Genomic DNA, 21,942 nt, shown 5'->3' on the forward strand with positions numbered 1-21,942 from the left:
ACAGCATCCCGAGAGCACCTCCCCAGCGGGCCAGGTCATCGTCATCCTCAGTTCCGAGAACCACCGGTTCTCCCCGGATCTGAGGGAGGGTCATGACCACGATGACCGCACCGGCCCCCGTGGCCGCGCCGCGCCCACCGGCGCCGGGCGGCCCGGCCCGCCGCGACGCCGGCACCCGGCTGGTCAGCCTGGCCGCGCTGTGGCTGGCGCTGCTGCTCGTCGCGTACTGGTGGGCCGCCGGGGGCGGCATCCGCGACCTCGGTGGCTGGGAGACCGGGCTGACCTCGCTGGGCCGGCTCACCGGCCTGCTCGCGTCGGTGCTGCTGCTGGCCCAGGTGCTGCTCATGGCCCGGCTGCCGGTGCTCGAGCGCGCCTTCGGCCAGGACCGGCTCGCCGCGCTGCACCGGCTGGTCGGGTTCACCTCGTTCACCGGGATGCTCGCCCACGTCGGCCTGATCACCTGGGGCTACGCGGCCGGCCGGCTTGCCGCCACCCCCGGCGAGCTCTGGGACCTCACCGTCGACTACCCCGGCATGCTGCTGGCTGCGGCCGGCACCGCCTGCCTGGTGCTGGTGGTGGTCACCAGCGTGCGGGCCGCCCGGCGCCGGCTGCGCTACGAGTCGTGGCACCTGCTGCACCTGTACGCCTACCTCGGCGTCGGTCTCGCCCTGCCGCACCAGCTCTGGACCGGTCAGGAGTTCACCGGCTCGACCGCCCGCACCGTCTTCTGGTGGGGGCTGTGGGCGGCCGCCGCCGCCGCGGTGCTGGTGTACCGGGTCGGCGTCCCGGTGGTGCGCAACCTCCGCCACCGGCTGCGGGTGGCCGAGGTCGTGGCGGAGGCCCCCGGCGTCGTCTCGGTGCGGGTGACCGGGCGCCGGCTGGAGCGGCTGCGCACCGAGCCCGGCCAGTTCTTCCTGTGGCGGTTCGTCGACGGGCCGGGCTGGACCCGCGGCCACCCGTGGTCGCTGTCGGCCGCACCCGGCCCGCACGGCCTGCGGATCACCGTCAAGGAGGTCGGGGACGGCGGTGCGCGGCTGCGCGCGCTGCGGCCCGGCACCCGCGTGCTGGTGGAGGGGCCGTTCGGCCGGCTGTCCCCCCGGGCCCGCACCCGCCGCAGGGTCGCCCTGATCGGCGCCGGCGTCGGGATCGCCCCGTTGCGCGCCCTGGCCGAGGGCCTGGCGTACGCACCCGGCGACGCCGCCCTGCTCTACCGCTCCTCGGAGCTCCCGCTGTTCCGCGGCGAGTTCGACGCCCTCGTCCGGCAGCGCGGGCTGCGGCTGCTCTGGCTGCCCGGCCCCCGCCGCTCCCCCGGCTCGTGGCTCGGCGCCGGCGCCGGCGACGCGTCCGACCTCGCGGCCCTGCGGTGGTGGCTGCCCGACATCGCCGAGCGCGACGTCTACGTCTGCGGGCCCGGCCCGTGGGCGGACGCCGTCCGCCGCACCGCCCTGGCCGCCGGCGTGCCGGCGGCGAACGTCCACCTCGAGAGCTTTGGCTGGTGACCGGCGTGAAGAAGATCGTCCTCTGGCTGATGAGCACCCTGACCGTGGTGGTGCTGCTGTTCGGCTACCACACCTCCACCTCCTCCAGGTCGGCCACGGCGGAGTCCTCGCAGGTCGCGCCGGTCGGCGGCAGCACCTCGTCGGGCACCGGGACCGGCGACACCGGCACCGGCACCGGCACGTCGTCGGGCACCGTGACCGGCGAGGCGGCCGACACCCGGTGGGGCCCGGTGCAGGTGCAGATCACCGTGGCCGACGGGAGCATCACCGACGTCGAGGTCGTGGAGTACCCGTCGGGCAACCACGAGGACCAGGAGATCAACGCCCAGGCGCTGCCGGTGCTCGTCCAGGAGACCCTGGACGCGCAGAGCGCCGAGATCGACATGGTCTCCGGCGCCACCGTCACCAGCGAGGGCTACCTCCAGTCGCTGCAGAGCGCGCTGGACCAGGCCGGCCTCTCGTGACGGCCACCCGGCGGGTCGAGCAGGTGATGGGCCTGCCGGTCAGCCTCGCCGTCCGCGGCCGGCACGCCGACGACGCCGCCGGCCGGGCGGCCTGGGACGCCGTGGTGGCCGAGCTGCGCGCGGTCGACGCGGTGTTCTCCCGCTACCGGTCCGACTCCGTGGTCTCCCGGCTGGCGCGCGGCGAGCTCGGCCCCGACGACTGCCCGCCCGAGGTCGGCGAGGTGCTGGCGCTGGGCGCGCAGGCCGAGCAGGAGTCCTCCGGCGCGTTCCGGGTCCGGCGGCCCGGCCCGGACGGCGCGGTCGAGCTCGACGCGGACGGCGTGGTCAAGGGGTGGGCCGTGCAGCGCGCGGCCCGGCACCTGGCCGCGCTGCCGGACACCGCGTTCTGCCTGTCCGCCGGCGGCGACATGGTCTGCCACAGCCCCGACCCGGACGCGCCGCCGTGGCGGATCGGCATCGAGGACCCGCACGATCCCCGCCGGGTGCTGGCCGTCGTCCCGGTGGCCAACGGCGCGGTGGCCACCTCGGGCTCCGCGCACCGGGGCGACCACGTGGTCGACGCCCGCACCGGCCGGCCGCCGTCCGGCGTCGCCTCGGTGACCGTGATCGGCCCGGACCTCACCTGGGCCGACATCGACGCGACCGCCGCGTTCGCGCTCGGCCCCGAGGCCGCGGCCTGGCTGGCCACCCGGCCCGGCCGCACCGGCCTGGTGGTCTGGGCCGACGGGAGCACCACCACGGTCGGCTGAGTGGAGTCCCAGCGCATCGACATGCGAGCGCTGGGACTCCACTCAGCCGAGGACGGACCGCATTGCGTCGCGGGTCTCGCGCAGCAGCGCCGGGAGGTCGCCGGTCGCGCCGTCGTCGACCCAGCGGTCGTAGGCGACGGCGAACACCGCACCGCCCGCGTGCGCGGCCAGGCGTGCGGTCAGCGGGTCGACGCCCCGGCGGCCCAGCGCCTCGGCGACCGCGGCCGCCACCGCGGCGTTCTTGACGTGCTCCCGCTCCTGCAGGTCGGCCGACGACGCGATGAGGGCACGCACCTGCCGCTGGTACGGCGCGTACTCGGCGAGCCGGGCCGCACCGGCCGCGAAGCCGGCCAGCACCGCGTCCATCGGCGCGGCGCCGGGACCGGCGTCCGCCACCCCGGACGCGACGGCGGCCAGGAAGGCGGGGGCGCCGGCGAACACGGCCTCCCGCTTGTCCGGGAAGTGCCGGAAGAACGTGCGCTTGGTGAGGCCCGCGCGCTCGGCGATCTCGGCGACGGTCACCGCGTCGTACCCGCGCTCCAGGTACAGCGACATGGCGGCGTGCTGCAGCCGGCCGGCCGCGTCCGCCTCCCACCGCACCATGGCCCGATCCTACGTCTGACGACACCCGGTGACATCACCTGCTACCGTGCTCATGACACCGGGTGACATCACACCCGGTCCGAGAGGACGGACCCGACATGCCCACCCACACCGCCGCCTGGCTCCCGGAGGCGTACGGCCGGCTGGAGGTGGGGCCCGCACCCCACCCGGTCCCGGGCCCAGACCAGCTCCTGGTGCGCAACGCCGCGATCGCGGTCAACCCGGTGGACTGGGTGATCCAGGTGGCCGGCCCGTTCGCCTACCGGTGGCTCAGCTACCCGGCCGTGCTGGGCTCGGACGTCGCCGGCGAGGTGGTCGCCGTCGGATCGGCGGTCACCCGCTTCCGGGTGGGCGACCGGGTGCTCGGCCACGCCGTGGGCACCGACCGCGACGTGGACAGCCCCGCGGAGGGCGCGTTCGGGCAGCACACCGTCGTCCTGGAGCGGATGGCCGCGCCGATCCCCGACGTGCTGCCCTACGAGCAGGCCGCCGTGCTGCCGCTCGCGCTGTCGACCGCGGCCTGCGCGCTGTTCCAGGACGACCAGCTGGGGCTCCGCTCCCCCTCGGCGGACGCCGCGCCGACCGGGGAGACGGTGCTGGTCTGGGGAGGGTCGACCAGCGTGGGGATGAACGGCGTCCAGCTCGCCGTCGCCGCCGGCTACGACGTCGTCGCGACCGCGTCCCCGCGCAACCAGGACGCGGTCCGGGCGCTCGGGGCGGCCGAGGTGCTCGACCACCGCAGCCCGACGGTGGTCGCCGACCTCATTGCGGCGCTGTCCGGCCGCACCCTGGCCGGCGCGGTGGCGATCGGCGACACCTCGGGCCGCGCGTGCGTCGACGTCGTCGCGGCCAGCGCGGGCCGGAAGTTCGTCTCGCTGCTCAGCACGCCGGTCTCGCTGGCGCCGCTGGGCGACCCGGACCTGCCGCGCCTCGCCCGGCCCCGCACGATGGCCCGGCTGGGCTGGGCCACCGCCGCGCTGCAGCTGCGGGCCCGGCGCGCGGGCGTCGGCACGAAGTTCGTCTTCGGCACGTCGCTGAAGGCCAACGACGTCAGCACCGCCGTCTACCGCGACTTCCTGCCCGCGGCGCTGGCCGAGGGCCGGTACCGGGCCGTGCCCGAGCCGCTGGTGGTCGGGCACGGCCTGGCGCACCTGCAGGGGGCACTCGACGTCCAGCGCGCCGGCGTCTCGGCCCGGAAGGTCGTCGTCACGGTCTGAGGTGGAGTCCCAGCGCATCAGAAAGCGAGCGCTGGGACTCCGCTCAGCGTCCGGCGAGGCGCATCGCGCGGGTCTGGACGTCGGCGCGCAGCGCGGCCTCGTCGACGGTGGTGCTCACCCCGTCGCGGACCACCTGCCGGCCGGCGACCCAGGTGTCCCGGACGTGCCGCGAGCCCACCGACCAGACCAGGTGGGTGACCAGGTCGGTGACGTCGCCGACCGGCACGAACGCGATGTCGTCGGTGTCGACGTGCACCAGGTCCGCGCGCCGGCCGACCGCCAGCTGCCCGAGGTCCTCGCGGCCGATGGCGGCGGCCGCGGCGCCGGTCGCCAGCCAGAACGCCTCGGGCGCGGTCAGCGCGGTCGCGTCCCGCTCGCGCAGCCGGGCCAGCTGCGCGGCCAGCCGCAGGTCCTCGAACAGGTCGAGGTTGTCGTTGGACGCCGGCCCGTCGGTGCCCATGCCCACCCGGATGCCCAGGTCGAGCATGTCCCGCAGCCGGGCGGTGCCGCTGGCCAGCTTGGTGTTGCTGCCCGGGCAGTGCGCGACCGCGACGTCGTACTCCCGCCACAGCTCCAGGTCGCCGTCGTCCATGTGCACGCAGTGGTTGCCCAGCACCCGCCCGCCGAGGACGTCGTGCGCGGCGAGCAGCGCCGGCACGCTCAGCCCGTGCTCGGCGAGCAGCTCGTCGCCCTCGGTCGCGGTCTCGGCGACGTGGATCGTGTAGAGCAGGTCGTGCTCGCGGGCGGCGACCGCGGCCTCGCGCAGCACCGGCAGCGGCACCGTGTACGCCGCGTGCGGCCCGATCCCGTACTCGACCTGGTCGTCGCTGCCCGCCGAGAGCCGGACGGCGGTGGCCAGCTGCTCGTCGAAGCTGCCGAAGCCGGGCAGCCCGATCAGCGGGTTGGCCACGACCGCGCGCCCGCCGGTGGCCCGCAGCGCGGCGGCGATCCGCTCCGGGTGGAAGTACATCTCCACGCTGGTGGTCACCCCGTGCCGCAGCATCTCGGCCGACGCGGCGGTCATCGCGACCTCGACGTCCTCCGGGGTGAGCCGCGCCTCCCGCGGCCACATCACCTCGCGCAGCCAGCGGTCCAGCGGCAGCCCCTCGCCCTGCCCGCGGAACAGCACCATCGGCGAGTGGGCGTGCGTGTTGACCATGCCCGGGGTGAGGACGCCGTTCAGTGCGGTGACCTGCGCGTCCGGGGCGGCCGGCGCGTCCGCGGCGGGGCCGACCCAGGTGATCACGCCGTCCTCGACGTCCAGGACGGCCTCGGGCACGACGGTGCCGGCCCGGTCGCCGACGACGACGGCCCGGGCGGTGAAACGCTGCATGCCCGGAACCGTAACCGCCGGGCACCCGTTGGACCGGGCGTGCCGACGGCTGCTGCCGCCGACCCGGGCGGACTCACGGGAACAGTGCTCGACCTCATGGACGCCCTGGGCGCCCCCGGGGTCGGGCTGGCGATCCTCGCCGAGACGGTGATCCCGCCGATCCCCAGCGAGGTGGTCCTCCCGCTGGCCGGCTACCTCTCCGAGACCGGCCGGATGAGCCTGCTCGCGGCGTTCGTGGCGGCCACCCTCGGCTCGCTCGCCGGCGCGGCCTTCCTGTACCAGCTGGGCCGCTGGCTGGGCCCCGACCGCAGCCGCCGCTGGCTGGACCGGCTGCCGCTGGTGGAGACCTCGGACGTCGACAAGGCCTTCGCCTGGTTCGAGCGGCACGGCCGGATCGCCGTGCTGCTGGGCCGGCTCGTGCCGGTGGTCCGCAGCTTCATCTCCGTCCCGGCAGGGGTGGTGCGGATGCCCTGGCCGCAGTTCCTCGGCTACACGCTGGTGGGCAGCGCGGTCTGGAACGGGGCGCTGATCGGCGCCGGGGTGGCGCTGGGCACCCAGCACGAGCTGGTCGAGCGGTACGTCGGCGTGCTCGACTACCTGATCGTCGGCGCGGTGGTCGTCGTCGTCCTGCTGGCCCTGGTGCGGCAGCTCCGCCGCCGCCGGGCCAGGCTGGAGCGGTGACCGCACCCCGCACCCGCCCCGAGGTCGTCGCCTTCGACGTCAACGAGACCCTGCTGGACCTGGCGCCCGTCGCCGCAGCGCTGGTCGAGCACGGGCAGCCCGCCGAGCTGCTGCCCACCGTCTTCGCCCGCACCCTGCTCACCGGCGCCGCCGGCACGATCACCGGTCGCTGGTTCCCGTTCCGGGCCGCCTTCGAGTCGGCGCTGGCGCAGCTCACCGACCTGTCGCCGGGCGACCGGGGCGCGGTGGCCGACGCGTTCCTCGAGCTCTCCCCGCACGCGGACGTCGAGCCCGCGCTGCGCCGGCTCACCGAGGCCGGGGTGCGCGCGGTGACCCTGTCGCACGGGACGCCGGGCGTGGCGGAGGCCGCGCTCACCCGCGGCGGGGTGGTCGCGCTGGTCGAGCGCACGCTGAGCAGCGAGACGGTCCGGGCGTGGAAGCCGGCGCGGGAGGCCTACCTGTGGGCCGTGGGCGTGTGCCAGGTGGCACCGGCGCGGATGGCCCTGGTCGCCGCGCACGCCTGGGACGTGCAGGGCGCGCAGGCCGCCGGGCTCACCGGGGCGTTCGTGCCGCGCAGCGAGCGGGTGTTCGCCGACGTGCTCGGCGAGCCCGACGTGCAGGCGGCGTCACTGCCCGAGGTGGTCGACGCGCTGCTCGCCCTCCCCGCATGACCGACGTCCCCACTCCGCTCGGCCCAGCACGCGTGCACGGCCACGAGCCGGACGGCGCCCCGCGCGGCACCCTGGTGCTCGGCCACGGCGCCGGCGGCGGCAGCGACTCGGCCGACCTGCTGGCCGTCGCGGCCGCCGGCTGCGCCGCGGGCTGGCGGGTGCTCCGGGTCGACCAGCCGTGGAAGGTCGCCGGGAAGCGGATCGCCCCGGCGCCGGCCCGGCTGGACGAGGGCTGGACGACGGTGCTCGGGCACCTCCGGGACGCCGGGCTGCTGACCGGGCCGCTGGTGCTGGGTGGCCGCAGCGCCGGGGCCCGGGTGGCCTGCCGGACGGCGGGGCCGCTGGGCGCCGCCGCGGTGCTGGCGCTGGCGTTCCCACTGCACCCGCCGGGGAAGCCGGAGAAGAGCCGCGCGGGCGAGCTGACCGCCGCCGGCGTGCCGGTGCTGGTCGTGCAGGGGGAGACCGACGCGTTCGGCCGCCCCGCGGAGGTCGAGCAGCTGCTGCCCGGGCGGGTGGTGGCGGTGCCCGGCGACCACGCGCTCAAGAAGGACCCGGCCGCGGTCGCCGCCGCCGTCGTCCCCTGGCTCGCGGGCCTCTGACCGGCGTCCCCCTGCACCAACGACTGTCCCCCCGCACCAGCGTTGGTGCGGGGGGACAGTCTTGGATCAGGTCACCTGATCACTGCTGGGCGCAGCAGGGCGCTCAGTGCTTGCGCAGGCGGCGGATCAGCAGGGTGAGCACCAGCAGGCCCACCGCGGCACCGGCGGCCGGCTTGGCGTAGCGGACCAGCGCCGCCGACCCGGCGACCTCGAGCAGGTCGATCGGCTCGGGCTCGGCCGGCACCGGCCGGGGGGCGGCCGCCGGGGTCGACTTCGCGGGGCCACCGGCCGCCGGGCGGTTCGGCGGGGCGGTGTTGCCCGTCGGCGGCTGGCTGGGGGCCTTGCGGACCGCGCTGATCGGGGTCGGGGCGGCCGGCTCGGCGGCGCCCGCCGTCGGGGCCACCTCGGCCGCGGGCGCGACCTCCTCGACCCGCGCGCTGCTGCGGGCCGGCGGCGCCGTCGGGTCGGGCACGGGGGCGGCCTTGGCGGGGGCGGTCTTCTTGGCCGGGGTGGCCTTCGCCGCCGCCGCCTTCTTCGCCGGGGCGCCCGCCGCGGACTCCTCGGCGTCGGCGGCCTTGTCGGCGGCGGCGCCCGCGGCCTTCTTCACCGCGGCACCGGCCTTCTTCGCCGGGGTGCCCTCGGTCGAGGCGGCGGCCTCCTCGGCCACGCCGGCCACCGTGGCGGCGGCCTTCGCACCGGTCGCGGCGGCGGCCTTGGCGACCGTCGGCTCCTGCGACTGCGCGGCGGCCTCGGCGTCGACGGTCTCGCCCTCGCCGGAGGCCAGCTGCGCGGAGAGGCGGTCGGCGAACTGGCCGAGCAGCTTGTTGCCGACGTCGGTCATGACGCCGCGGCCGAACTGGGCCGGGCGGCCGGTGATGTTCAGGTCGGTGAGGACGTCGACCCGGGTGATGCTGCCCTCGGCGGCCAGGGTGGCGGTGACCGTCGCGGCCGCGGTGCCGTTGCCCCGCTGGTCCTTGCCCTTGGCGTCGATGACCGCCCGGTGGGCCGTCTCGTCGCGCTCCACGAACGAGGCCTTGCCCTGGTAGGTGAGGTTGATCGGGCCGAGCTTGACCTTCACCCGGCCGGTGAAGTCGTCACCGGACACCGAGTCCAGCGCCGCCCCCGGCATGCACGGGGCGATCCGCTCGATGTCCATGAGCACCCGCCACGCCTCCTCGACGGGCACCGGGACGGTGAACGAGTTCTCCAACTGCACGGCTTACCTCCGGGTGCGGCCCGGGCGCCGGGACGGCGGCTGACCCGGGCGGGGCCTGCTGTCTGCTGACGGGAGCGATGCTCTCGCGCCGCTCCCGCGCTCGTCCCCCATCCGACCACGTGACGGGAGACTGCGCAGCGGAAACGGGCTGCGCCACGCCGGACGGACCGGTCCGGTGGTGCGGACCGGTCCGTCCGGTGCGGTCGCTACAGGCCGGCCGCGGCGGCCAGCGCGCGCCGGGTGAGCACCTGCGCGAGGTGCTGCCGGTAGTCGGCCTGGGCGTTGAGGTCGCTGCTCGGGCTGGTGCCCTCGGCAGCCAGCGCGGCCGCCGCGGTGACGGCCTCGAGCGACACGTCGGCCCCGACCAGCGCCTGCTCGGTGGCCGTGGCGCGCAGCGGCGTGGCCCCCATGTTGGTCAGCCCGATGCGCGCCTCGGCGATCCGGCCGCCCTCCCGGCGCACCGCGGCGGCGACGGCCACGATCGACCAGGCCTGGGCGACCCGGTTGAACTTCTCGTACCGCACCCCCCACTCCTCGCCGAGCTTGGGCAGCCGCACCTCGACCAGCAGCTCCCCCTCGCCGATCGCGGTGGTCAGGTAGTCGACGAAGAAGTCGGACGCAGCGACCGTGCGCCGTCCACCTGGTCCGGCGACGACGAACTCGGCGTCCAGCGCGAGCGCCACCGCCGGCAGGTCACCGGCCGGGTCGGCGTGCGCCAGCGCCCCGCCGAACGTGCCGCGCCGGCGCACCTGCCGGTCGGCCACGGTGTGCGTGGCCTCCACCAGCAGCTGCGCGTACCGGGCGATGAGCGGGTCGGTGAGGACGTCGGCGTGCGTGGTCATCGCGCCGATCACCAGCGAGTCGCCGTCCTCCCGGACGCCGCGCATCTCGGTGACCCGGCCGAGGTCGACGACGACCTCCGGTGCGGCCAGCCGCAGCCGCATCACCGGGATCAGCGACTGGCCGCCGGCCAGCAGCTTCACGTCCTCACCGCCCTCGGCGACGGCCTGCAGCGCCTCCTCCACGGTGGTCGGCCGGGCGTAGGCGAACGGGGCGGGGATCACTGGGCACCTCCGGTGGTCGGGGCCTCGGCGGCGTCGGCGGCCTGCGCGTTGGTGCGGTCGGGCGCCCGGTCCCCGCCGTCCCCGCCCTCGTGCAGCGCCCGCCAGACCCGCTCGGGGGTGAGCGGCATCCGGACGTCGGTGACGCCCAGGTGCCGGACGGCGTCCAGCGCGGCGTTCACCACCGCCGGCGTGCTGGCGATGCAGCCGGCCTCCCCGACGCCCTTGGCGCCGATCGGGTTGCTGGTCGCCGGGTGCACGGTGTTACCGGTGTCGAAGTGCGGCAGGTCCGAGGCGGCCGGCAGCAGGTAGTCGACGAACGTGCCGGTGGTCAGGTTGCCGTCGGCGTCGTAGACCGCCTCCTCGTACAGCGCCTGGGCGATGCCCTGGGCCAGCCCGCCGTGCACCTGGCCCTCGACGATGAGCGGGTTCACGATCGTGCCGACGTCGTCGACGCAGGCGTACTTGCGGATCTTGACGAAACCGGTCTCGGTGTCGACCTCCATCGCGCAGATGTGCGTGCCGTGCGGGAAGGAGAAGTTGGCCGGGTCGAAGGTGGCCTCCGCGTCGATCGTCGGCTCGATGCCCTCCGGGTAGTCGTGCGCGGCGAACACGGCCAGCGCGACCTCCTGGATGGCGATCCCGGAACCGGGGCTGCCCTTGACGGAGAACCGGCCGCTGGCGAACTCCAGGTCGCCCTCGTCGGCCTCCAGCAGGTGCGCGGCGATGCGGCGGGCCTTCTGCACCACCTTCTCCGCGGCCTTGACCACGGCCACCCCACCGACGACCAGCGAGCGGGAGCCGTAGGTGTCCAGGCCCCGCGGGCTGATCGAGGTGTCCCCGTGGAGCACCTCGACGTCCTCGAACGGCACCCCGAGGGCGTCGGCGGCGATCTGGCTCCACGCCGTCTCGTGGCCCTGCCCGTGCGGGGTGCTGCCGGTGACGACCTCGACCTTGCCGGTGGGCAGCATGCGGATCGACGCCTGCTCCCAGCCGCCCGCGCCGAAGGCGAGCGACCCCAGCACCCGGGAGGGCGCCAGGCCGCACATCTCGGTGAAGGTGGAGAAGCCGATGCCCAGCTGCACCGGGTCGCCGCTCTCCCGGCGGCGGCGCTGCTCGGCCCGCAGCTCGTCGTAGCCGATCAGGTCCAGCGCCTGCTGGGTGGCGGCCTCGTAGTCACCGGAGTCGTACTCCAGCCCGGCGACGGTGGTGAACGGGAAGCTGGGGATCCAGTTCTTCCGGCGCAGCTCCAGCGGGTCCATGCCCAGCTCGGCGGCGAGCTCGTCCATGATCCGCTCGATCGCGAACGTCGCCTCGGGCCGGCCGGCGCCGCGGTAGGCGTCGGTCGGCGTCTTGTTGGTGAAGACGCCGTCGCACTCGAACCGGTAGGCCGGGAACCGGTAGATGCCGGGGAACATGAACGCGCCGAGCACCGGCACGCCCGGGGTGATCAGCCGCAGGTAGGCGCCCATGTCGGCGAGCAGCCGCACCCGCAGGCCCTTGACGTTGCCCTCCCGGTCGCTGGCGACCTCGACGTACTGCACCTGGTCACGGCCGTGGTGGCCGCTCATCAGCGACTCGCTGCGGGTCTCGGTCCACTTGACCGGCTTGCCGAGCCGGCGGGCGACCAGCAGCGACAGGATCTCCTCCGGCGTCACCTGCAGCTTGCCGCCGAACCCGCCGCCGACGTCGGGGGCGATCACCCGCAGCTTGTGCTCGGGGATGCCGGTGACCATCGCGGCCATCAGCCGCAGGATGTGCGGCACCTGGGTGGAGCTCCACATGGTGAAGTTGTCGCCCTGCGGCTGGACGACGACCGACCGGGGCTCCATGAACGCCGGGATCAGCCGCTGCTGCACGAACCGGCGGCTGACCACCACGTCGGCGTCGGCGAACGCCTGCTCGGTGTCGGTGCCGGTGCCGGCCTCGCCCGCGTCGAAGACGAAGTGGTAGCTGGTGTTCGACGAGGTGCCGGCGTGCACCAGCGGGGCGCCGTCCTGGACGGCCTCCTCCATGTCCAGGACGACCGGCAGCGTGTCGTAGTCGACGTCGATGGCCTCGAGCGCGTCGGCGGCCGCGGCCCGGGAGCGGGCGACGACGAGCGCGACCGCCTCCCCCACGTGCCGGACCTCGTCGACGGCGATCGACGGGTGCCCGGGGTTGACCATGTCCGGGGTCACCGGCCAGGCGCAGGGCAGCGAGCCCTGCTCGTCGGCGAGGTCGCGACCGGTCAGGACGGCGACGACGCCGGGCCGGTCCAGCGCCGCGCTGGTGTCCAGGTTCGTGATCCGGGCGTGCGCGACCGGGCTGCGCAGCACCGCCATGTGCAGCAGCCCGGGCACCACCAGGTTGTCGGTCCACTGGGTGCGGCCGGTGATCAGCCGGGCGTCCTCCTTGCGCTGCCGCGCCCGCCCGACCTCCTTGCCGTCGACCTGCGTGCCGTCGACCTGCTGGCCCTCCTCGACGGCCGTCACGCCTGCGCCCCCTCGCGCGCGACGTGGTCGGCCGCAGCCGTGTCGACCTCGGCCGGGGCGGTGCGGCCCTCGACCGCCTCGCCGCGCATCTCGGCGGCGGCGTGCCGCACGGCGCGCACGATGTTCTGGTAGCCGGTGCAGCGGCAGAGGTTGCCCTCGATGCCCTCCCGCACCTCGTCGTCGCTGGGGTCGGGGTTGTCGGCGAGCAGGTCGACCGAGGCCATGATCATGCCGGGGGTGCAGAAGCCGCACTGGAGCCCGTGCATCTCTGAGAAGGCCCGCTGGACCGGGTGCAGGGTGGCGCCGTCGGCCAGCCCCTCGATGGTGGTGACGGCGCAGCCGTCGGCCTGCACGGCCAGCACGGTGCACGACTTCACGGCCTGGCCGTCGAGGTGCACGGTGCAGGCGCCGCAGTTGCTGGTGTCGCAGCCGACGACGGTGCCGACCTTGCCCAGCGTCTCGCGCAGGTAGGTCACCAGCAGGGTCCGTGGTTCGACGTCGTCGGTGTACCGCGCGCCGTCGACCCGCACGTCGATCTGGGTCATGGTCCTCCGCTCCGTTGCAGGGGGCACTCGGCCGGGAGCCCCGACCGGCCTCCAGTGTGACCAGCGGCACAGCGGTCAGGACACCCTCAGCTGCCGGGGCGGCAGCCCCATCGGCCCGAATCTGCCGCGCGAGCGGATCAGTGGCGCGGCTCGGCCCGCCGTTGCGGAGGACGGCGACGTTGCAGCGGGGTTGCAGCCCCGGCGGCTCAGACGACGGCGCTGGGGTCCGCGGCGAGCTGCCGGCGGCGCAGCAGCGCGGAGGCACTGAGCACCAGCAGGCCGAGCACCGACAGCCCGGCGCCCACGGTGCTGGGCGCGGTGTAGCCCCAGCCTGCGGCGATGACCAGGCCGCCCAGCCAGGCGCCGAGGGCGTTGGCGAGGTTCAGCGACGAGTGGTTGAGCGCGGCGCCGAGCATCTGCGCGTCCCCGGCCACGCTCATCAGCCGCAGCTGCAGGCAGACGACGAGGGCCGAGCCGGAGCAGGCGGTCAGGGCCACGGCGAGCAGCAGCGTCGCCGGGTGGTGCGCGGCGGCGGGCAGCACGGCGAGCACCACGGCCATGGCGGCGTTGGCCCCGAACAGCGAGGGCATCAGCGCGCGGTCGGCGAGCCGGCCGCCCAGCGCCGTCCCGGCCAGCCCGCCGAGGCCGAAGGCCAGCAGGGCGAGCGGCACGAACGCGTCGCTCTCGCCGGTGACGTCGGTGACGATCGGCGCGACGTAGCTGTACATGGCGAACATGCCGCCGAACCCGACCGTGCCCATGAGCAGGGTGAGCAGCACCTGCGGACGGCGGAGCGCGCCGAGCTCGGTGCGCACGGAGGCCTCGACGCGGCCGGGGGTGCGCGGCACGAACAGCACGACCGCGCACACGGTGGCGGCGGCGATGAGCACGACCGCCCAGTAGGCAGCCCGCCAGCCAAGGTGCTGCCCGAGCCAGGTGGCGGCCGGGACGCCGGCGACGTTGGCGACCGCCAGGCCGAGCATCACCGAGCTCACCGCGCGGCCGCGGGCCTCGGGGCGGACCAGCGAGGTGGCGATCAGCGAGGCCGCGCCGAAGTAGGCGCCGTGCGGCAGGCCGGCGACGACCCGGGCCAGCAGCAGCGTGCCGTAGCCGGGCGCGACGGCGGTCAGCGCGTTGCCGAGCAGGAACAACGACATGAGCACCAGGGCGAGCGTGCGGCGCGGCACCCGGGCGCCGGCCGCGGCGATCACCGGCGCGCCGACGACCACGCCGAGCGCGTAGGCGGAGATGACGTGCCCACCGGCCGGGATGTCGACGCCGACACCGTCGGCGATGTCGGGCAGCAGGCCCATCGTGACGAACTCGGTGGTGCCGACGGCGAAGCCGCCGAGGGCCAGCGCGCCGATCGCGGCGGCCACCCGGGCGGACGAGTGCGTCGGTGCGGCCGAGGGCGGCGCGGCCTGGGCGGTCGAGGGCAGCGTCTCCACGTCAAGAGCCAATCAGTTGCCGTCGTCAGCGCTTCCCGCCCGGGCGCGGCGACCTGACCTCCGCGCCGCCGGACTGCACATGGCAGTTCCCCGTGGGTCCTGGGCCCGGCGCCGCCAGCACGAGACGGGACGACGCTGCGAGAGAGGGCTGCCATCAGCCGCGGGACCCGAGCGGCCCTGAAACGTCTGGCGGGCCGAGTATTGAGCCGTTGATTTCGGACACGAGTTTCGGGTCGGCCGAGCCGTGGGTCGACCTGCGCGAACGCACGTCGAGTCAAGGGGCGCTCGGAGAGGCCCAGAAACGGGCGTTTTCGGTCAGTTCACGACAGCGCTCGGACTCGTGGCTGGGTCAGCGAGTACTGCTGCGCCTCGGCTAGGGCGGCGAACTCGCCTATGTGTCACTCGTCGGACCAGCGTTTCCGGGCATCGACCGTGAGAGAATATCGTCTATCTAACGGCTCGGGCCTCCGGGTCACCGCCGCGTGGTCACTAAAGGGGCGTTCAGTAACCCTACCGCGGCCGCTCATCGAGGGGCCGGGCCTATTCAATTTGACCTATCGAACCGCGCGGGCATGGCGCCAAGGTTCTAACCTATCACTGCCTCATTCGAAGCCTCGCCAAAGTTGCGTCGCGGCGGAGGTCGGCTTAGTTTCTTCGGAGGTAGTCGGATCGGCCCGCTCCGACTACAAGGTACAAACGAAATAGACTGTCGCAACCGAGTAGGCTGCCATTAGCGCCAGGCACCACCATGACGGAAGGCGCCAGCGAACCGCAGTTTGAGCTGCTCCGCTAAAGATCTCGGTGTAGCCGCAATGAGCAACAGCCTCTCCCATTCGGCCCAGGATGACAGCCAAGCGATTGGTTGGCCGATTCTCTTCTGTGAACCGCAAATCTCGATTGGCTACCTGGAGGACAAAAACCGGAAACTCACGACTGTCGTCTCGGACTCTCAAGCCGAACGTTCCCACACGAGCGGATCGGAAGACCGCCCACGGCATGGTCGCCGACCGGAATGGATTTTGGATGATTAGTCCCTCTGGCGAGGCTGCAAAGGAAGCCAACGGGCCAACCACGACTCCAATGTAGACCAGTAGTGCGGCTACTGGGCCGGAGATTAAGCCGAGCAGGAGGGGTTCGTCGTGCCGCTGGATTACCCAGACTATGGAAGCCAACAATACGCCGACCAGCGATACACAAGTCCCAAGGATAGCCAGCGGTATAGATTTCACTTCCTGGGTCTCACCTGACATAAGTCTTTCCACGGACAGGGACTCAGGTGCTCGACTAGCGGGTATCATCAGTTCCGCCTCTTAGGCACGAAGGGTCCAACACCGAAGGCTGTGGACGGCATGCCGAGCATCCCGTTAGTTGCATATCTCTGACCTCTCGTGAGGGAGTTCAAGGCCCCCGCTGCGCCTCTAGCAAAGCCGTAACCCGCCCCCGCTAGGACTGCACCGATTGCGGCATCCCTCAGGGAAGCACCCACTGATCGGCCTTGCGCTAGATCTGCCCCCAAGGTCGCACCGGCCAAGACAACAGAAGCTACGGCACAGGCACCCGCGGTGGCTACGATGCAGCCGATACCGACGGCAGCGTTGGCCAGTAGGCGCTTATGCGATCCCGCCCAACGCAGAGTCGCGTTGGATGCCCGTACGCCCGCCTTACGAATCTTGGTTGTCGTCCGGCCTACAGCCTTCGCGGCTGCTTTCCCCTTGCTTACAGCGCGAGCGCCCACCTTGGCAACCTTTTTCACCCAGCGGGGGGCGCGTCCATCGATGTCGGACTGATTGACTGGATCAGCGTAGCCATACTCGTAGTCGTTGAAACTGCCTCCCGCGACTGGATCGACGCTAAGGAAGCGGCCGAGATTGGCGCTGTAGAGGCGGACGCCCATGAGGGTGAGGCCGCCGGGAGTGCTGGCGTCACGTTGCTTGCTGCCGAGCCACCCGTAGCGGGCCGGCGTGCTGCCGGCAGTGGGCTGGGTGCGGTTCTCGCCGTATTCGGTGGTCTCCGACACCGTCATTTCGGTCGCGCTGGTGGCGGTAAGGGGAACGTTGGCGGCGATGTCGCCGTGCAGGTTCGCGAGTTGCACCACCGTCTTGGCGCCGGACGTGCCGGCGCGGGTGACGATCGCCTCGAGGCCGCCGAAGCCGGTGATGTTGCGGGTGTAGCTGTTGTCGGTCTCCTTGACCAAATCGGGGTTGTCGTCGTCACCGGTGTAGTAACTGACCGTCGGGTTCGGGGCGCCGCTGTCGGTGCGGACGGTGCGCCGGGCGGCGGCGTCCAGGCCGAACGTCGTCGTCTTGGTGCCTTGGGTGAGCTGGCGGACGAGGTCGTCGACGTAGTAGTCGATGGCGACGTCGGCGCTGCCGTCGGCGGTGTCAATGGCGGGCAGGGTGCGGGTGCGCCCGAGCGCGTCATAACGCAGCGTGGCGCGGGCGCCGGCCGGTTGGAGCCGGTCGGCGGTGTCATACGCGTAGGAGTCGTTGGCGACGCTGGTGGGGCAGGAGCCAGCAGCGCCGGCCTGGGTGAGTGACGTGCGGTTGCTGTTGACGTCGAACCCGTAGGTGCGGGTGCACGTGCTGCCGGTGGGCACGCCGTTGCCGTCGACGGTGGTGCCGTCGGTGGCGGTGGTCAACCGGCCGAGGTCGTCATAGCCGTAGCGGGTGGTGCGGTCGATTGCACCGGCGGCACCGGTGACGGTCTCGAGCCGGTAGGAGTCGATCTGATCGAAGCCGTTGACGGCGGCGGAGCTCTTGAGCCACTGGCTGGTGGTGCCGTCGCTGTTGGTCTTGGTGTAGGTCAAGGCGACCGGGTCACCGCCGGCGTCGGTCTTGGTCAGGGCGGTGATGCTGCCGGGCATCGTCTCGCGGACCAGGGTGCCGTCAGCGCCGTATCGGGCGGTGAAGGTGCCGACGTCGGAGACGGCGATTGAGGTGGCGAGGCTGCCGCGTTCGCCGTTCTCGTCGTAGCTGACGGTGCGGGTGCCCTGGTTGTTGCTGGTGGTCTGGGCCCGGCCGACGGTGTCGTAGGTCTGGCTGGTGGTCAGCCCGGAGCCGTCGGTGTAGCTGGTGAGCCGCCCATAGGCGTCGTAGCCGCGGCTGATCGGGCCGGTGCCCTGCGCGGTGCTCCCAGTGGGGGTGCCGTCGGGGTTGATCAGCCGGGTGGTGTCGACCAGTCCGGCAGGGGTGTAGGTGGTTTCGGTGATCGCCCGGGCGGTGCCGATCTCGGTGCCGGTACCGGTGGTCTGCGTGCGCACGACGCGGCCCGCGGGGTCGTAGGCGGTATCGGTGGTGCGGGTGATGCCCTGCCCGGTCTCGACGGTGCGGGTGGCGTGCCCGTAGACGTCGTAAGCGCTCACCCAGGTGGTGGGCACCGCGAAGCCGGCGGAGGGGTTGCCGCCGGGGGCGGTCTTGCACACCCAGCCCGCCCACGCGTCGGACTTGCACTCCGGGTCGGTGCTGGCCGCGGCGTAGTAGCTGGTGAGCGTGGTGGCCGCGGTGTTCGTGGCCGTGCCGCCGGCGGGGAGGGTGGATGAGGTGGTGCGGCCCTGGTCGTCGAAGGCCTGCCTGGTCACCACCTCGCTCCCACCGATCCGGACTCGGGTGGCGGTGGCGGTGCCGAGGGTCCAGGCGTTGTCGTTGCCGTACTCCAGGGTGGTCAGCCGGGACTTGCCGTCCAGGCTGCCGAGGTCGGAGCGGGTGGCGGGGTCTTCGGTGCCAGTGGTGCCGGCCGGCAGGTCCTTGTAGATCTCGACGGCGTCGGTGGTCGTGGTGACCGGCAGGTGCAGGTCGCCGGGCACGTTCGGGTGCATGGCGGCGGTGTCGTAGGTGGTGGTGGTACGGGTGCGGGCGCTCACGAGCTTCCCGGCGGCGTTCGCGACCAGTCGGGCGGGGGCGTAGGAGCGCAGCAGGTCCTTGCCGTCGGCGGAGTAGACGTTGACGGTGTCCAGCAGCTTGGCCTGGGTGGCCTGCGCGGCGGGGTCGGTGCTGGCCGCGAGGGCGCGGTCGCGGTTGCCGGCGGTCAGCGACCGGATGACGTTGCCGCGCCCGTCGGGGTCGTACTCGGTGGTGCTGATGCGCCACGCCGCCGACTGGTCGACGCCGGTGTCTTGGTTGATCGTGCCGCCGTAGTTGGCCGTGTTGACGGTGCGCCCGTTGACGTCAAGGGCGTAGAGGGTCGCCCCGCGCCACTGGCTGTCGGTGGGGGTGGCTGCGGGAACGGTGGCCGGGTCGAACACCGCGGTCAGGTCGGTCGGGGTGACCGTCTGTCCCCAGCGGCCGACCTCGCTGGAGGTGAACGACGGCAGGCCCACTGTCTGACCAGTGCGGTCGAGCTGGTAGCGGACCGAGGTGGTCTGCGCGGGCAGGGCGCTGCTGGTGGCGTCGCTGAGCGTGGCGGTGGCCAGCCGCGGGAGAACCCCTGCCCCGTTCTGCCCTGCGTCGTAACCCAGGGTCCAGGTGGCGGTGCCGCCGATCGGGGTGATCGTGGCCAGCCGCCCGTCGGCCCGGTAGGTGTAGGCGACCGTCTGCCCGGTGCGGGGGTCGGTGACACCGGCCAGCCGGCCACCGGCGTAGGAGTACGTGGCCACGGTGATCTGCTGGGCGGCGACGGGGGTGTCACCGGTGACCAGGCCGGTGCCGGTGGCTGCGGCGCCGGTGGCCCACAGCTTGATCGAGGTCAGCCGCTCGTCGGCACCGGTGCCGCTGTAGAGGAACTCCAGCGCCCGGCAGCCGGCCGGCTGCGCAGCCGTGGACGGGTCGGCGCAGACGACGCCGGCGTCGGCGTCGGTGGGCGCCAGCAGCCAGCGCGGGTTGCCGGCAGCGGTGTAGCGGACGCTGGTCACCGCGGGGTCCTGTTTGGTGCCCGCGGCGGTCTTGCCGCGGATGGCCTCGATCTTGTCCACCCGGTAGGTGCGGGCCTTGACCGCGGCGGTGTCGGTGCCGTCGGTGGCGGGGTGGCCGGTGGCGCCGTCGCCGCGGACGAAGGTGACCTTGTCCCCGTCGATGTCGGTGAGCAGGTAACTGGCCGCGGTCGTGCCTGAGCCGGGGTTGAAGGTCAGGGTCCAGCCTTCGGTGCTGGCCTCGCCCTCGGCGAGGTAGTTGTTGTCGGTGGCGGACTTGCGCAGGAACGGCATCTGGGTGCCGTCGGCGCGGGTGATCAGCACCGAGTCGGTGCGGTCGGTGAGGGACTGGTAATCAGCGCTCGCCTCGTCCACGGCCAGCGACAGCGCCCAGCCCGGGCCGAGCGGGCCGGCGCGGTTGGGGGCGTTGCTGGCGAACGAGCGGGTGGCGGCCAGGCCACCGTGCGGGGCGGTGAGGTCCGCGTCGCGGCCGGTGACGGAGTAGGCGCCGGTGAGCAGCCCGACGGTGCCGGGGCCGGCGTCGGCGGTGGCGTTCGCGCCGGTCAGCCCCGCGCGGTCGACGGTGATCTGGGTGACCCCGGTGCACCGCATCCCGTCGGGGTCGGTGTCGGCCTTGCCCGTCACGCGCAGGCAGGCGCGGACCTGCTTGAGCCCGTCGTCGGGAATGCTGGAGGTGGCGTTCCAGGTGTAGGTGTCCTGGGAGGCCAGCCCGCCGGCGTTGTCGCTCTTGACCGGCAGCCACGCGGTGGTGCCGGCCAGCGGGGTGACGCTCCCACCGGTGGAGGTCTGCAGGTCTTGGGCGGCGTTGACGTCGGCCCAGCCGCCGTCGAGGGTCAGGTCGTAGTTGCGCCACTGGAACTTGACCCGGTCGTAGCTGACCCCGCCCGGGCGGACCTTGGCGGTGGCGTTGAGCTGGGTCCGGGCCTGGGTGACCCGCTGGAACTGGGTGGGGTTCTTCAGCACCCCGGCCCCGACGCGGACATTGCCGGTCTGGTTGTCGTAGACGAGGTTGCCGCCCTGGAACTCCTGCCGCCAGCCGCCGGCAATCGGCAGCGGGTCGCTGGCCGGGTAGCCCAGCCAGCCGGTCTCGCCGCCGGCTGCCAGCCACGCGTTGCGGATGGGGCCGTCGATGTTGTGGGCGCCGGTGGTCTGGGTCCAGTAGATGGAGCCGCGCTCGAAGTCGTTGTGGCAGCCGCGGGTGGGGTCTTGCCCGATGCAGATCTCATCGGACTGCGGCCAGCCGAGGTAGGACCACTCGTGGCCCATGGCGACCCACTTGTCGTTGATCGCGCCCTGGACGTTGTGCGCGCCCCACCAGGGGGTCCAGTAGATCGAGCCGCGCTGGAACTGGCTCCAGCATCCGCGGTCGCTGTAGAGCTGCACGCAGTACTCGTCGTCGACCGGGAGGCCGAGGTAGGAAGTCGAGCGGCCCAGCTGAGTCCACTTGTCGGAGATGGAACCCTGCACGAAGTGCGCGCCGGTGGCCTGGTTCCAGTAGATCCAGCCGCGTTCGAACTGGTTCCAGTAGGTGCCGTTCCCGTCGTTCTGCTCCCCGGTGATGGGCCTGCCGAGGTAGCTCTCGTCGCCTCCCACTGCCCAGTACTCGTTCCGGATCGCGCCACACACCTGAACGTTGTTGACCTGGTCGCAGAACCCGTCGCGGGTGAACGTCAGCGTGGGGATGTTGCTGCCGGCGTCGGCGGAGTTGAACTTCTTCCAGGCGTAGCTGTCGGTCTCGCTGCCAGCGGTGACTGCCAGCGCCATCTGATCGCCCATGCCGTTGCCGACGTTGGCGTACTGGGCGAGCCAGCCGGTGAGGTTGAAGTTCACCCAGTTCGCCGCGCACCCGGAACCGCCGAAGGCGACGTTGGCATTCGCCTTGATGCCGCCGGTGCTCCAGTCGATCCACGGCTGGGTGCCCCAGGTGACGGTCCGTGGATCGAACCAGTCAGCGTCGCGGACGTCCATCCACCGCGGGCTGCATGAGTAGGAGTAGTTCTCGAACAGCGACAGCTGAGCGGACTGCACGACGCTGTACAGCGCCGGCTCCACGTCGAACAGCAGCAGGGACCGGTCGATCTGCCCGCCGCTGTTGTAGGAGCCCACCCGCAGCTCCCGCTCTCCACCCTGCGGGGTGTTGACGATGTTGTTCTGCACGAAGGTGTCCCCGAGTAGCCCCAAGGTCTGAGTCGGGTCGATGGTCACCGGGTAGACGGTGGCCGGGTCGGTCAGGAAGCTCTGCGGCGGGCTGAGCACGACCGTCGCGTCGGTGCCCGGCTGCGACGCGGGAGCCAGGTCCATGCCGATGGGCTGAGTCACGGCCGGATCACCGCTGGCCTTGTTGGTGCGCGCGTCCCACATGACCGGCGCGTTCGCGGTGCCAACGACATCGGCACCATCGCGGATCTCCAGGTGCCCGCCGGCGGCCTTACTGACCTCGGCGCCCGAGGTTTGCATCGGGAATTGCAGCTGCCCCAGCGCGGCCAGCGTGGCCGCGTCGGGCCGCTGGTTGACCACC

Annotated in this window: 15 protein-coding genes; 7 read left to right on the forward strand and 8 right to left on the reverse strand. The window is 73.3% G+C overall.

Features of this window, described 5'->3' with window-relative positions; translation table 11 throughout:
- Positions 1–92: 92 nt before the first annotated feature.
- From AB0J00_RS06005 to AB0J00_RS06015, 3 genes are read left to right on the forward strand one after another with little or no spacing between them, the layout of a single operon-like run.
- Entirely contained in the window at positions 93–1,499 is a 1,407-nt protein-coding gene (locus tag AB0J00_RS06005; RefSeq protein ID WP_357741615.1) for a ferredoxin reductase family protein, read from the forward strand.
- A complete protein-coding gene (locus AB0J00_RS06010; protein WP_357741617.1) occupies positions 1,496–1,963 on the forward strand; it encodes an FMN-binding protein in 468 nt (155 codons plus the stop codon). The genes AB0J00_RS06005 and AB0J00_RS06010 overlap by 4 nt, the downstream gene beginning before the upstream one ends.
- Positions 1,960–2,712: an FAD:protein FMN transferase gene (locus AB0J00_RS06015; protein WP_357741620.1), complete on the forward strand. Its 753-nt coding sequence runs from the start codon at positions 1,960–1,962 to the stop codon at positions 2,710–2,712. Before AB0J00_RS06010 ends, AB0J00_RS06015 begins: the two co-directional genes overlap by 4 nt.
- A 42-nt stretch (positions 2,713–2,754) precedes the next feature.
- Here AB0J00_RS06015 and AB0J00_RS06020 read toward each other — a convergent pair whose 3' ends face one another.
- Positions 2,755–3,315, reverse strand: coding sequence for a helix-turn-helix domain-containing protein (locus AB0J00_RS06020; protein ID WP_357741623.1), 561 nt, complete (start codon positions 3,313–3,315; stop codon positions 2,755–2,757).
- Between the two features lie 98 nt (positions 3,316–3,413).
- Between AB0J00_RS06020 and AB0J00_RS06025 the strand changes: the two genes are divergently transcribed.
- Positions 3,414–4,532 carry a zinc-binding alcohol dehydrogenase family protein gene (locus tag AB0J00_RS06025; protein WP_357741626.1) on the forward strand — a complete coding sequence of 373 codons (1,119 nt, stop codon included), beginning with the start codon at positions 3,414–3,416 and terminating at the stop codon, positions 4,530–4,532.
- A gap of 43 nt (positions 4,533–4,575) precedes the next feature.
- Here the strand turns inward: AB0J00_RS06025 and AB0J00_RS06030 are convergent, their stop codons facing one another.
- Positions 4,576–5,865 carry an amidohydrolase gene (locus tag AB0J00_RS06030; RefSeq protein ID WP_357741629.1) on the reverse strand — a complete coding sequence of 430 codons (1,290 nt, stop codon included), beginning with the start codon at positions 5,863–5,865 and terminating at the stop codon, positions 4,576–4,578.
- Between the two features lie 39 nt (positions 5,866–5,904).
- On the opposite strand from AB0J00_RS06030, the gene AB0J00_RS06035 reads away from it, so the two are divergent.
- Genes AB0J00_RS06035 through AB0J00_RS06045 form a run of 3 tightly spaced genes read left to right on the forward strand, consistent with a single transcriptional unit; the run spans position 5,905 to position 7,816 of the window.
- Entirely contained in the window at positions 5,905–6,546 is a 642-nt protein-coding gene (locus AB0J00_RS06035) for a DedA family protein (RefSeq protein ID WP_357741632.1), read from the forward strand.
- Entirely contained in the window at positions 6,543–7,217 is a 675-nt protein-coding gene (locus AB0J00_RS06040; protein ID WP_357741635.1) for an HAD family hydrolase, read from the forward strand. The genes AB0J00_RS06035 and AB0J00_RS06040 overlap by 4 nt, the downstream gene beginning before the upstream one ends.
- Entirely contained in the window at positions 7,214–7,816 is a 603-nt protein-coding gene (locus tag AB0J00_RS06045) for an alpha/beta family hydrolase (RefSeq protein WP_357741638.1), read from the forward strand. The genes AB0J00_RS06040 and AB0J00_RS06045 overlap by 4 nt, the downstream gene beginning before the upstream one ends.
- Before the next feature lie 103 nt (positions 7,817–7,919).
- On the opposite strand, the gene AB0J00_RS06050 is transcribed toward AB0J00_RS06045, so the two are convergent.
- From AB0J00_RS06050 to AB0J00_RS06075, 6 genes are all read right to left on the reverse strand, one after another.
- The gene (locus AB0J00_RS06050; protein ID WP_357741641.1) at positions 7,920–9,032 is read right to left on the reverse strand and encodes an SRPBCC domain-containing protein; all 1,113 of its coding nucleotides are present in this window, start codon (positions 9,030–9,032) and stop codon (positions 7,920–7,922) included.
- Positions 9,033–9,238: 206 nt separating this feature from the next.
- The gene (locus AB0J00_RS06055; RefSeq protein WP_357741644.1) at positions 9,239–10,096 is read right to left on the reverse strand and encodes a xanthine dehydrogenase family protein subunit M; all 858 of its coding nucleotides are present in this window, start codon (positions 10,094–10,096) and stop codon (positions 9,239–9,241) included.
- Positions 10,093–12,567 (reverse strand): molybdopterin cofactor-binding domain-containing protein, encoded by a 2,475-nt coding sequence (locus AB0J00_RS06060; RefSeq protein WP_357741647.1) that lies wholly within the window; start codon positions 12,565–12,567, stop codon positions 10,093–10,095. The genes AB0J00_RS06055 and AB0J00_RS06060 overlap by 4 nt, the downstream gene beginning before the upstream one ends.
- The gene (locus AB0J00_RS06065) at positions 12,564–13,112 is read right to left on the reverse strand and encodes a (2Fe-2S)-binding protein (protein WP_357741650.1); all 549 of its coding nucleotides are present in this window, start codon (positions 13,110–13,112) and stop codon (positions 12,564–12,566) included. Before AB0J00_RS06065 ends, AB0J00_RS06060 begins: the two co-directional genes overlap by 4 nt.
- Before the next feature lie 206 nt (positions 13,113–13,318).
- Complete coding sequence (locus tag AB0J00_RS06070) at positions 13,319–14,560, reverse strand: MFS transporter (protein ID WP_357741653.1); 1,242 nt, start codon at positions 14,558–14,560, stop codon at positions 13,319–13,321.
- A gap of 1,297 nt (positions 14,561–15,857) precedes the next feature.
- Positions 15,858–21,941, reverse strand: coding sequence for an RHS repeat-associated core domain-containing protein (locus AB0J00_RS06075; protein WP_357741656.1), 6,084 nt, complete (start codon positions 21,939–21,941; stop codon positions 15,858–15,860).
- Between the last annotated feature and the right edge of the window lies 1 nt (position 21,942).

Source organism: Modestobacter sp. NPDC049651 (genome assembly GCF_040659695.1).
In the GTDB taxonomy this organism is placed as follows: domain Bacteria; phylum Actinomycetota; class Actinomycetes; order Mycobacteriales; family Geodermatophilaceae; genus Modestobacter.